The 13,984-nt window shown below is 38.5% G+C and carries 4 protein-coding genes; 1 reads left to right on the top strand and 3 read right to left on the bottom strand.

Going from position 1 to position 13,984, the window contains the following annotated elements; genetic code table 11:
- Positions 1–51: 51 nt before the first annotated feature.
- From SLH48_RS10010 to SLH48_RS10000, 3 genes are all read right to left on the bottom strand, one after another.
- Positions 52–3,573 carry a S8 family peptidase gene (locus SLH48_RS10010; protein WP_320258026.1) on the bottom strand — a complete coding sequence of 1,174 codons (3,522 nt, stop codon included), beginning with the start codon at positions 3,571–3,573 and terminating at the stop codon, positions 52–54.
- Positions 3,574–3,830: 257 nt separating this feature from the next.
- On the bottom strand, positions 3,831–7,382 hold the full coding sequence (locus tag SLH48_RS10005) for a S8 family peptidase (protein WP_320258025.1): 3,552 nt from the start codon (positions 7,380–7,382) through the stop codon (positions 3,831–3,833).
- 314 nt (positions 7,383–7,696) lie between these two features.
- Positions 7,697–11,206, bottom strand: coding sequence for a S8 family serine peptidase (locus SLH48_RS10000; RefSeq protein ID WP_320258024.1), 3,510 nt, complete (start codon positions 11,204–11,206; stop codon positions 7,697–7,699).
- A 411-nt stretch (positions 11,207–11,617) separates the two neighbouring features.
- On the opposite strand from SLH48_RS10000, the gene secA2 reads away from it, so the two are divergent.
- A complete protein-coding gene (secA2, locus tag SLH48_RS09995; RefSeq protein WP_320258023.1) occupies positions 11,618–13,972 on the top strand; it encodes an accessory Sec system translocase SecA2 in 2,355 nt (784 codons plus the stop codon).
- Positions 13,973–13,984: the final 12 nt, after the last annotated feature.

Raw genomic sequence — 13,984 nt, 5'->3', positions numbered from 1 at the left:
ACCGTTGTGAGCCATTGCCCTTTTGAGTCAACCTTTTTATAATGTTATATGCTACTTACTAAATGCTACTCGTAAAGTATATGATTCTTTACTTGATTTAGATGCGGCATCTTTCACTTCAAAATAGTATTTACCCGCTTGTAATGATACTGTAGCGACTTCTTCGTCACCTACTCCGTAGAAGTCGATTTCCTGCACAACATCACCTTCGCTGTCATAAATAGTCACAGCGCCATCAATTGATGATGGTACTTGTAGTGACACGTCAAATGCTGCGTCATTTGATACATTAAATTCATAGTAATCTTTGTCACCGAATTCGACGCCACCGTTTAAGTAAGCAACAGCTTCATATGCTCCTTCAACTTTTGTAAAGTGAAGTGGCTCTGTTGGAACATGATTGCTTACCACCGAGTTACTATCCTCGTCATCGGTGTTAGGTTCGAACAACGAAATATCGTATGTTTGGACTGATAAACCATCCCACGTATAATTCATCGCTCCGATAATATATCCTACGTTCTCTTTTGCTTTAAATGAGCCTTGGATCTTTCCATCTGGACTAAAGAATCCTGGCATGAGCATCATTCCTTTTTCTGCTTCGCTATCATCAATCATCATATTACCGTTCGTATCCTCAACGATAACAGCCTCCATTAACAGCGCTCCCTTAACATCTTGTGGTAAGCTTTGCTCTTGTTCCTCTGAAAATGGATTTGGCGTTAACGATATACCTAATACTTCCGTATCGCTACGATGTTTATAGTAATACGTGTCCACATCATTAGGAAGAATGAACGATCCACTTACTGAGCTACCAGGCTTTAATATCGTTGCTAAAATCGGCTTGTCGTTTGGTTCATTTGCATCATGTGCCACATCGACAAGCGTAGTTGATGACATTTGATAAGGTTCTGCCGACGGCTGCCAAAGGTCGTTTTGAATTTTAACGTAATATTGCTTACCTTGTTCTAGCGCAACAGTCATTTTACTGTTTTCCATGCTACCGTAATAAAAGTCAGTATACGCAACCCAATACAGCTCATTACTTTCTTCATCATATTCATAAAGCTCTACCCAAGGCCTCATCGTTTTTGTATTTTCAAACTCAAATTGATAGACTGCATTTTTGTCCGTGGTAAACGTATAAAAGTCACGGTCACCGGAGTATTGAATATACCCTTCAACATTGTCACCAATGTTGTATTGAATAGCAGAACTAATAATTTGCTCAGTTTCATCAGGGTCGAATTCAGACCAACTAGACCCAATAAAAATAGAATTTTCTTCTATAGCATCCTTTTTGTACGCAATATATTCCTCTTGATCAATCGTCCCCTCTATCAATTCTTCCTCATATGTTTCCATCATCGGATAGCCATCCTCATCCTCTGGAATATCGACCACTTCAGCTACTAGCTGATATGGTACTGCTGACGCAGGAAGGACATCCGAAGGTGCTTCTATACCTTCAAAGAAATAATAGAAGAAGTCAAACTCCGGTTCACTTGAAGCCTCAATAATATACTCTATACCTGGCATCGCCTCAAAGGTAGCTACCTCTCCCTCACCTGTTTGACCAGTATTCGCTCGAACAAATGGCCATGGCTCAAACATAAAGAGTTCTTCCTCTGGTATGTCTGCAGGAATTTCCCTATTGAAATCCTCTGCAAAATAAATATTCAATGTTGAGTCAATACCGGGTACTTCAGATAATGATATCGAAACAACTTCAGGCTCTTCGACACTAAAGGTGAAATAGTCTTTATCAGCCTTGTACTCCTCATCTTTATCTGCTTCAGGTATGAAAGTGAGTGGAGCATTTTCCAAATCGTCACTATTAAATGGCAGCTCAGAGATAGATGCGATATTGTTCTTTGTCAACCCATCATCATGTAGTTCATCAAATCGTTCAAGCTTCAGCTCGTAACGAGACTTTCCTTCTATATTATAGTTACCATTTGCATCAGTAATTCCGATAGCCAATGTTCCATTTTCAAGGGCTGTATATAACGTCCCTTCTTGCCCCCCTAGGAATGCATCATTTATCTCAATTGTTTCTGCTGCTTCTGCCGCTCCTTCAGGAAAGAAACGGAGCTCTAATTCATAGTCGTATTGGCTCGCACCCATTAACGATGTTTGAACAGCTTGACCTTCTTCTAGATCAAATCGGAACCAATCCACCTCTTCGGGTGAAGTGAGCGCTCCTTCTTGTGTATATTCAGCAGAGGAAATAGTCGTAGCTTCTGCTAATACCCTCTCATCTGTCCAATCTATCACTTGAGGCAAATGGTTCACATCATATTGCAAGGCAGCTACAGGATTAACTATGCCATTTGCATACTTCAAATCATAGCCTTCAGCGCCTAAATCATTAGCTGTTCGCTCTAGAATTGCTTCAACCTCATGCGGCTTTAAATCAGGATATTTAGATAATAAGAGCGAAGCAACACCCGCAACGATTGGCGATGACATTGACGTTCCACTAAGCTCTGCGTATGAGGAAGCTTGTTTCGTAAAATCATATACCGTATTATAAATATCTACACCTGGTGCTACGATATCAACGTACGCGCCATAGCTTGAAAAGTCAGCTAGCTTGTTATTCATATCAGTCGCACCAACACTGATGACACCATCAAAGGCAGCTGGATAACGATATCCATCCGAAGCCGTGTTCCCTGCTGAGGTGACGATGACAATCCCTGCATCAATCGCCTTGTCAACAGCCTCCTCTAAAATAGGACTTGGAAAAGGTGAGCTCAGACTCATGTTTATGACGTCTACTTCCTGCTCAATCGCATACAAGATTCCTTCTGCAATCACGTAATCATTAACGAAGATACCTCCAAACACATCAATTGGTAAAATCTTTGCATTCGGATTGACGCCATAGCCACCAACACCGTTATTTGCTTCGGCACCGATAATTCCTGATACGTGTGTGCTATGCACATCTACTGATGCTGTATGGTTCGGGTCACCGACATTATACGGTGGTAAAATTTGAGATTTCAAGTCTGGGTGATTGGCATCAATACCTGTGTCAATAACCGCTACTGTTACTTCGTGGTCTCCTGCAAGGCTTAACGCTTTATCAATTTCAAGTAGAGATAGATGGTACATATTTTCGGATTTTGGATCATTGCTAATGGCATCTGTTTCATATGTATAGCTTGGTGTTATACTAGCAACATGATCCAGCGAAGAGTAATATTTAACAGCATCTTCAAGGCTGCGCCCCTTTTTCAGTTTGACAATGTCGTACCCTAGCAATGGTACGGATCGTTCTAGTAGCGTCCCTGCTTGATTGTGCATAGCATTTGTTAACTTAGTGTCATATTTAATCACAAGTGTATCTTCACTAATTTGCTCACTCGCATCCGTCTTCTGCTTGTATGCAAGCTTGTGCTTCTCTAATTTAGTTAAATCTAATTGATTGAGTACATTATAGGGCTGATTTGCTTTAAAATCCTGTGCATTGTTCAGTGTAGTCGATGCAGATGCAAAGCTAGGAACCAACATAGTAGATGCTAGCCCTAATGACATCGCTGTTTTTTGCCACTTTTTCATTTACATACTCCCCTTTCATTTCTTTCAAAGTGCGATCATTTTGCATGTTCAAAATAGCTTATTGCTTTTGAACATCCTCTATAAAACTATTATGTTCCCTTTTATTATAGACGTATAAATCACAAAAAAGTTTCATATTTTTTGCAATTAAACTATTATTTTCTTTTATATACTACTCTTTCCTATTCGCACCGGATCTAAATCAAATAGGCTGAGGAAATCAGGTTGTATGATCCCTTCAGCCCATGTATGTCTTGCTAATTATTGCTTGTTACACGTAATGTATATGGCTCCTTACTAAATCGTAAGTATGCGTCTTTCACTTCAAAATAATACGTTCCTGCTGTTAATGATACAGATGAAATCTCTTGATCTCCTTCACCGTAGCTATCCATTTCTAGTACAGCTACACCGTGACTATTGTAGATCGTTACAACACCATCTAACCCTCCTGGACTATCTAGTGTTACATCAAATGTACCGTCTTGCTCAACAATAAAGTCATAATAGTCCTTATCCCCAAAATCAACACCTGAATTTAAATATCCGACTGCCTCATATGTTGCTTCGTTTTTCACGAAATGAAGTGGCTTTGACGGGATGTTATTCGTAACGACTGTGGCAGCATCTTCATCCTGACTACCCAGTGTTTGAATGGATACATCATAAGATTTAAGCGATATGCCTAAAAATGCAGTAGATGCAGTTAACACAAAATACCCAACGTTTTCTTTCGCTTTAAACGAACCTGATATATTCGTATCTTCTAAGAAAAACGAATAATAGTTTAATGATTTACTTGCTTCATCATCGTCAATGATCATATTTCCATTCGTGTCTTCAACGATTTGTGCGGACATCATTAACGGATTTTTCAATTCGTTCGGCATAGCTTCCTCTTGCTCAGCAGTTAGCTCATTTGTCTTTAGACCAAATCCAAGAATCTCATCCGCACTGCGATGTTTATAATAATACATATCAATATCATTATTAAATACAAAATACCCTGTTTCAGCTTGGTTCGGCTTGATAATCGTCGCCTGAAGAGGTCGATCATTTTGTTCATTTTTTTCGTGTGGCGCATCAGCAAGTATAGTAGATGTTAACTCGTACGGTACCTCTGAAATTCGGTACATTCTATTTTCTACTTTTAAGAAGTAGCTCTTCTCTTTTTGTAAAGCAATTGTCAATACCGGTTCAGGCTCTCCAGTATAAATGCTATATCCTGATCTCCCCACTGCAATAAGATCATGCTCCTCTTCATCAAACTCGTAAATCGTCACCATTGGCATCATCGATTTATCTTGATTCAATGAAAATTTATATACAGCATCTTTGTCAGTCGTAAAAGTGTAAAAATCCTCATCACCATACGTTTGGAAATATCCTTCTGCTTCATCTCCAACAGTATATTCAATGGCTGTAGAAGTCATTCTATCAAGAAATTCATCAGAAAACTCTTCGAAATAACTCTCTATGATGATCACTAAATCTTGTTCGATTTCATCCTTCTTTAATTGCATATATTCCTGCTTGCTTATTTTACCTGCAATAAATTCATCTTCATAACTGTCCATTTGCTCTGCATCTTCATCCGCTGGTAGTTCAACTGTGTTCATTGTTACTTGATACGGAGCTGCAGAAGCTGGGATATTGTCTTCTTCCCCCATCATTTGTGAAGGATCAAAAAATGGATTAAATGGATCAAAGAAGAAGAAAAAGAAATCATCCACTGGCTCACTAGATGTTTCTATTACATATTCCATCTCTGGCATCGCTTCAAACGTAAGGACTTCACCTTCACCCATGCGTCCTCCATTCATGCTCTCAATTGCCCACGGTTTATACCATTCAAGCTCTTCAGCTGAAAGACCTACCGGAAGCTCTTGATAAAAATCTTCTGCAAAATAAACATTAATTGCTGAATCTATTCCTACTACTTCTGACAATGAAATACTTACAATTTGCGGTTCATCTACTGAGAATGTGAAATAGTCTTTGTCCGAAATTAATTCTCCATTCTTGTCTTCTTCAGGTAAAAAGGTTAACGGAGCAATATCAAGATCGTTACTATCGAATGGTAATTCTGAAATCATGACAGGCTCATTTTTTGTAATCCCATCCTCATGAAGCTCATCATGACGAGTTAACGTGAGCTCATAGGAAGATTTCCCTTGCAAGCTATAATTTCCATTCACATCGGTAACCCCAATGGCTAATGTTCCTTTTTCAACGGCTGTGAATAAACGGCCTTCTGCACCACCAGCCAGCATATCATTTACTTCTAGTATGCTACTAGCTTCCTTTGTTCCTTCAGCGTAAAATCTGAGATCGAATTTATAGTCATAATCCTCAGCACCGTTTAAGATCATTTGGACTGATTGACCTTCCTCAAGCTCAACTTTGTGCCAAGCTATTTCGTTAGGTGAGCTAAGCTCTCCTTCTATTGAATAGGCCTCTTCAACAAATGATACATCGGCACCTTCAGCTAATACTCTTTCGTCATTCCACTCTATCACGTCAGGTAAGAGATTCATGTCGAATTGTAAAGCACCCACTGGATTAACTAGACCATTCGCAAATGTTAAATCATACCCTGCTTCACCTAGGTCAATGGCTGTTTGTTCAAGTATGAATTCAACCTGAGCTGGAGTTAAATCTGGGTATGTAGATAATAAAAGTGATACGACACCTGCAACGACTGGAGATGCCATCGATGTTCCACTCATTTCTACATAGGACGATGCATTTTTTTGAAGATCAAACACTGTACTATAGACGTCTTCACCAGGCGCTACAATATCTACAGCTGGTCCGAAATTCGAATAATATGAAAGCTCATTTTCACTATTTGTAGACCCTACACTAATGACTCCATCGAACGCCGCTGGGTAATGATATGCATCAGATGTGCTATTTCCTGCTGCAGCTACAACTGTAATGCCAGCGTCTAGTGCTTTTTGTACTGCGTCCTCCATAATCGGGCTAGGCATCGATCCTCCGAGACTCATATTAATGACATCTGCTTCTTGCTCAATCGCATACAAAATTCCCTCTGCAATGACGTAGTCAGTTAGATAGGACACGTCAATAGGTAAAATCGTTGCCTTAGGATTGATTCCATGCCCACCTTCTCCATTGTCCGCCTCTGCACCAATTATTCCTGAAACGTGTGTACCATGATGGTATGGCATACCTTGATTCGCAGGATCACCAGCGTTATACGGTGGCAATATTTTTGATTTTAAATCTGGGTGGTCTACGTCAATTCCTGAATCTATGACTGCTACAGTCACTTCATGATCCCCTGCAAGATTTAATGCTTTATCAATTTGTAACAGTGATAGATGATACATGCTGTCCGCTTTCGGATCACCTTTTCCACCAAGTAGCTCGTACGTATAACTTGGCAATACGTTTACAACATCTCTTTGGGAAATATAATATTGCATCGCATCCTGTAAGCTACGGCCCTTTTTAAGTTTTACAACATCATAGCCAAGCGATGGGAACGATCGTTCAACAAGCGTTCCTGCACGGTTATGTACTTTGTCAGACAGCTTTGTGCTATATTTGATGATCAGTGTATCCTCGCTAACTTGATCATTTGCTTCTAATTGTTGTTTAAAAGCGAGCTCTTGCTGTTCTTTGTTAGTTAAATTCAATCGATCTAGTACATTATAAAACTCTTGCTCCTTTAATCCATTCACATTGGTTGGCGTCGGTGTAAAGGCTGCTGATGTAAAGCTTGGTACGGCTAATGAAGATGCCAAACCTAATGACAACGCAGTTTTCTTCCACTTTTTCATACCCATTTTCTCCTCCTCATTCTATTAATCATAGACGATTCAACTACCTACAACCCTGGGGTTGCCCCGAGGAAAATCCTTGATCTCCCCTATCAAATATTAAACTTAATAACATACGGAATAAAATCTACCACGTAATAATAATTCCATATTTTTCTAACCCAAGAATACTATAACATAATATACCAGTAAAATAATAGCATAACTATATTTTTTTGGGAGTTTATTAAGGTCCTAACTCATATTGATAAAACTCAAAAAAAGCTGATGCTCAAAAGTAACAATACTTTTGGCATCAGCCTAGTTTAAAACGATTAGTTTGTTGATTTTACGCGCAATGTGTACGGTTCATTACTAGCATTTAGTTGTGAATCCTTCACTTCGAAATAATACGTACCTTCTGTTAATTGTACAGTTCCGATTTCCTCATCACCAGATCCATAATGATCAAAGGTCTTCACGACATAACCCTCATTGCTGTAAATTGTTAAGTCACCATCTATACTTGACGGTATTTGTAACGACACCTCATACTCCCCGTCATTTGACACATCAAATTGATAATAGTCTTTATCTCCAAAGTCAACACCAGCATTTAAATAGCCTACAGCCTCATACACATCTTCATTTTTCACAAACTGAAGTGGCATTGAAGGGATGTTATTAGTTACGACTGAATTAGCATCTTCATCTTGGCTGTCAAGTGTATTTAATGCAATATCATACGATTTGACTGTTTGCCCGAAGAATATAGAGCCGTAATTCATCGCGACAACAAAATATCCGATGCCCTCTCGCGCTTTAAATGAGCCGTTCAAATCTCCTTCAACATTCACAAAATCAGGTTCATATACGATTGATTTTCTCGCTTCATCCCCATCAATAAACATGTTACCATTTGTATCTTCAACAATCATAAACCCTAGCATTAATGGTGATTTGATTTCTGATGGCAGCTCTAGCTTTTGTTGATCTGTAAGCTGATTTACTTTGACAGATAAGCCAAATAACTCTTCTTCACTACGGTGCTTATAATAGTAAGTGTCCACATCGTCAGCAAAAATGAAGCTCCCATTCACTGAAACATCTGGTTTTAAAATAGTCGATTGTAGCGGTTCATCATTTTTTTCGTTGTCATCAAATGGCACATCGTATACTATTTTTGATGACATTTCATACATTTCTTTCGCTGGCTGATAGCTACCATTTTCAACCTTCGCATAATATTGCTTGTCTTTCTCTAACGGAATGGTGATCGTTGGTGTTTCTTCCATTTCCATTAAAAAGCTAAATGATTGATTCACAGCATTTAATGTTTGTTCTTCCTCGTTGTATTCATAAACTGTTAAGGTAGGTATCATTGTATTCATTTTATTTAAATCGAATTGCAGTATCGCATCCTGCTCCTGGTCGAGCATGAACGTATAAAAATCACTGTCTCCGCTATATTGGAAATACCCTTCAGCTTGCTCTCCAATCGTATAATCGATTGCAGTAGCCATAATGAGCTCTACTTCCTCTGGAGAAAACTCACTCCAGCTTGACTCAAATAATAGATCCAATTGATCTTCCGCTGCATTCTTTTTGGACGTCATGTATGCGGATTTATCGATTTCTCCAGACATAAGCTCTTCTTCTGGAGTTGGTTCAAACGACAAGCTATCTTCATCAACTGGAAAGTCTACCTTCTCAACAAGCAAATGATATGGAACTGCAGACGTTGATACATCAGTCTTCAAGTCCATTCCTAGGAACAGTAAACTAAAGATATCTAACGTTTGTTCACTAGAAATTTCGATGATGTATTCCATACCAGGCATAGCTTCAAACGTTACTGATTCTCCTTCACCAGAAGTTCCAGTGTTAGCTGATGCAAATGGCCATAAGCCGTATTCATCTGCAAGCTCTAAGTCTTCAGCGAAATATACATTTAATGAAGTATTAACACCTGGAAGCTCAGATAATGAAATATTGACAGCTTGTAGCTCTTCAACCGTAAGAGCAAAATAGTCTTTATCGTTTACTTTTTCACCCTTGTTATCTACTGATAACATCGTTAATGGTGCCCTTTCAAGCTGCTCACTATCAAATGGTAAAGATGTGATCATTGCAGGGTTATCTATCGTTAAGCCATCTTCATGTAATTCATCATAGCGATTTACTGTTAACTCATACGATGATTTTCCTTGTAAGCTATAATTTCCGTTCGTATCTGTAACACCAATTGCTAACATCCCGTTCTCTATTGCCGTAAACAAGCTACCTTCCAAACCACCAGCAACAACATCATTCACTTCTATTGTTTCACTTGCTTCCGTTTTAGTAGCTGGATAAAAACGTAGCTCTAATTTGTAATCATAATTATCAGCTGCTTCTAAAATCGTTTGAACGGATTGACCTTCTTCAAGGTTTACTTTTAACCAATGTCCTTCTTCTGGAGATTGTAGCTTACCTTGCGTCGTAAAACGATCTTCACTAAAAGTGATTAATGATGCCTCGCTCAAAATCTTTTCATCATCCCACTGAATTCTCTCTGGTAATTGAGTAATATCATATTGTAGTGCAGCAACAGGATTTACTAAACCATTTGCATAGGTTAAGTCATAGCCAGCTTCTCCAAGATCAGTTGCTGTACGCTCAAGAACCGCTTCCACTTCGTAAGGCTGTAGATCAGGGTACTTTGATAATAGTAAGGAAACAACACCTGCTACAACTGGTGAAGCCATTGATGTTCCATCAGCTTTTAAAAATGAGGAAGCATTCTTTTGAGTATCAAAGATCGAGCTATAAATTCCTTCTCCAGGAGCTACGATGTCAACCTGTGGACCGAAGTTAGAAAAGTCCGCTAAATTATTTTTATCGTTTGTCGCCCCTACACTAATTACACGATCATGTGCTGCTGGATAAAAATAATCGTCTGTGGCATTATTTCCTGCTGCAGCAACGATAACAATGCCAGCATCAATTGCCTTTTGTACTGCTTCATCTACAATCGGGCTTGGGAAAGGTGAACCTAGACTCATATTTATGACATCAGCTTCGTTGTCAATTGCATAAAGTATCCCTTCAGCAATCGAATAGTCATACGCACCAAATCCTCCATTAAACACATCAATCGGTAAAATTTTTGCATTTGGATTTATTCCGTAGCCACCTACGCCGTTGTTTGCCTCACCGCTAACGATACCCGTAACATGTGTACCGTGTAAGTCTGCAACAACTTGACTTGCAGGATTCACAGCATTATAAGGTGGTAAAATTTGCGATTTAAGCTCTGGATGATCCGAATCAATACCATTATCAATGACTGCAACAGTCACCTCATGATCTCCCGCAAGGCTTAACGCTTCATCAATTTGTAACAATGATAAATGATACATATCCTTTGCCTTTGGATCAGCATTTACACCCAGCTTTTCATATGTATAGCTTGGCGATATATTTACTACATTATTTTGAGAAGCATAGTAGTTTACCACCTCTTGCAAACTTTGTCCCTTTTTAAGGGTTACGATATCATAACCAAGTGTCGGCATAGAGCGCTTTAGCGTCGTTCCTGCACGGTTATGTACAGTGTTAGATAGCTTTTTATTATATTTAATAATTAGCGTATCCTCATTTATTTGCTCATTAGCATCAGCTTTCATATTCATTGCAAGTAAGTTTTTTTGTTCCTGTAAGTTAAATTGATCTAAAGCGCGAAATGGTAACTGTTCTTTTACCACTGGCTCTATATTCAGTGTTGTTGAAGCTGAGGCAAAGCTGGGAGCTAATAAAGAAGTAGCTAGTCCCAATGACAGAGTAGACTTTTGCCATTTTTTCATAATTTTTTTCCTCCTTAGATGTGTAAATGTTAAATGAAACTATGAAGCTAGTAAAACCCCTCTTAACATTTAACGATTGAAACCTACAAAGGTTTCATAGTTTTAGTAATTCATCTACTAAATAGTCTATTATCCATTTTTTACTAGACTTAAATACTATATCACAACAATATAAATGTAGAAACAAAAAAGAAAATGTTTGTCTAAAATGTCAGCTTGTTTCACTATAGAAGGTAATCATTGTTAATAGTGGGTATGATTCATAAGATGAAAGTAATTGTAAACAATGCTATACTGTTTCTATCTGAGGAAATATTGGCAGTGATGAAGCAATATACCTCTTTTCAATGACGATATTCAGTAGTTTACAAACAAAAACTAAGCCATATAACAAGGTTAAGGAGAGAAACCATGTTAACCTATATTAAAAAAATGCTTGGAGATTCACAAGAAAAAAAAATTAAAAAATATTATCGGTCAGTAGAGCAAGTAAATGCGCTAGAGGCTGATTTTGAGGCATTATCAGATGCTGAACTGAAACAAAAGACTTCCTATTTTAAAGAACAGCTTAACAACGGAAAAACGATATATGATATTCAAGCCGAAGCGTTTGCGACAGTTAGAGAGGCTGCTAAACGTGTGCTAGGACAACGTCATTACGATGTACAGCTCATTGGAGGACTTGTATTAACTGAAGGAAACATAGCTGAAATGGCAACAGGAGAAGGGAAAACGTTGGTTGCTTCGTTGCCAAGTTATTTGCGTGCGTTGGAAGGTAAAGGTGTTCATGTCATTACAGTTAACGAATACTTAGCGAAGCGAGACCGCGATCTTATTGGGAAAATTCATGAGTTTTTAGGTCTTTCTGTCGGTTTAAATATCCCGATGATGGAGCCTCATCAAAAGGTAGCAGCTTACAAGGCTGATATTACTTATGGTGTTGGAAATGAGTTCGGATTCGATCACCTACGAGACAATATGGTTTTTGATATAAGTCAACGTGTGCAACGCCCATATCATTTTGCCATCATTGATGAAATAGATAGCGTATTAATCGACGAAGCGAAAACACCACTTATTATTGCTGGTAAAACTGGCATTAGCTCTGAACTAAGCTACTTATGTGCACGCATTGTAAAAACGTTCGTTCTTGATGAGGATTTTATATATGATGATGAAACAAAAACGACGAATTTAACCGAACGAGGGATTGAGAAAATAGAAAAAGGCTTTGGCATTCCAAACCTATACGACCTTGAGCACCAAACATTATATCACTATATGATTCAATCATTACGTGCAAATGTAATGTTTAAACGTGATGTTGATTACATTGTAAAAGAAGGCAAGATTTTGTTAGTTGATATGTTTACCGGTCGTCCAATGGAAGGACGTAGCTTAAGTAACGGTCTTCATCAAGCTATTGAAGCGAAAGAAGGCTTAGAAGTTACTGAAGAAAACAAAACACAGGCATCGATTACAATTCAAAATTACTTCAGATTATATCCTACATTATCTGGTATGACAGGTACTGCGAAAACCGAGGAGAAAGAATTCCAAGAATTGTATGGCATGGATGTTAGGCAAATTCCAACTAATAAGCCGATCAAACGAACTGATTTATCAGATAAAATCTTTGCAACAATTGACGATAAATATACCGCTGTCGCAAAAGAGGTAAATCGGATTCATAAGACTGGACAACCAGTGTTAGTAGGAACGACGTCAATTTTACAATCAGAACAGGTTGCTGAATATTTAACAAAGGAAGGTTTACAATTTCAACTACTAAATGCCAAAAGCATTGAGCAAGAAATTGAGCTTATTTCATTAGCTGGGCAAAAAAATCAAATTACTATCGCTACAAACATGGCTGGTCGTGGAACTGATATTATGCTCGGTGAAGGTGTTTTTGAGCTTGGTGGGTTATTTGTCATCGGTACTGAAAAGCATGAAGCTCGCCGAGTCGATAATCAGCTAAAGGGTCGATCTGGACGTCAAGGTGATCCAGGTTGTTCACAGTTCTATATCTCATTAGAGGATGAAATGTTCACCCGCTTTGCCAAAGAAGAGCTGGAGAAACTGCAAAAAGCTGTTAAAGCTGATGACAATGGCTTGATTAACAATAAAAAAACTGATGAATTTGTTGAACGTGTTCAACGTATTTGCGAAGGTAGTAATTTCTCTATCCGTGAATATCACTTGAAGCTTGATAACATTATGAACGAGCAACGAAATACAATCTATGATTTAAGAGATAACATTTTAAAGACGAACGACGCCATATCACTTGCTATTCCAATGGTCTCTTCCCATGTGCATCATGAAACCGAAAGCATTTGCAAGGAAGAGCAATTACCTGAAGAGTGGGATTTATCAACATTAGAAATGAAGCTAAATGCCGTGTTCGGTGAAAATGCTGTTTCATTCTCAAATGATATTGCTGATATTAACGATGTCAAGGAAGTTGTTAATGAAGCTCTTGCTACATTCCTTGATATGCTTGAGAATCAAAAAGAAAGTGAGAAGCTACAGTTTGTCATACAAAGAGCATTACTATCTCTTACCGACCACCATTGGCTACAGCATATAGACACAATGGAACGCTTAAAAGAAGGAATAGGACTTCGACACTACAGCCAAGAGGACCCAATGCGCCAATACCAGCGTGAAGGACTTGAACTATTTACGATCATGTACGAAAAAATCGAACGTGACGTAAGCAATCAATTCGGGGGACTCGCCCCTGACATTTTAAAGCATTAAAGTATTTGGTGG

It is taken from the genome of Cytobacillus sp. IB215316, from assembly GCF_033963865.1.
In the GTDB taxonomy this organism is placed as follows: domain Bacteria; phylum Bacillota; class Bacilli; order Bacillales; family SM2101; genus Nanhaiella; species Nanhaiella sioensis.
This window is presented reverse-complemented; position numbering and strand designations above follow the sequence as displayed.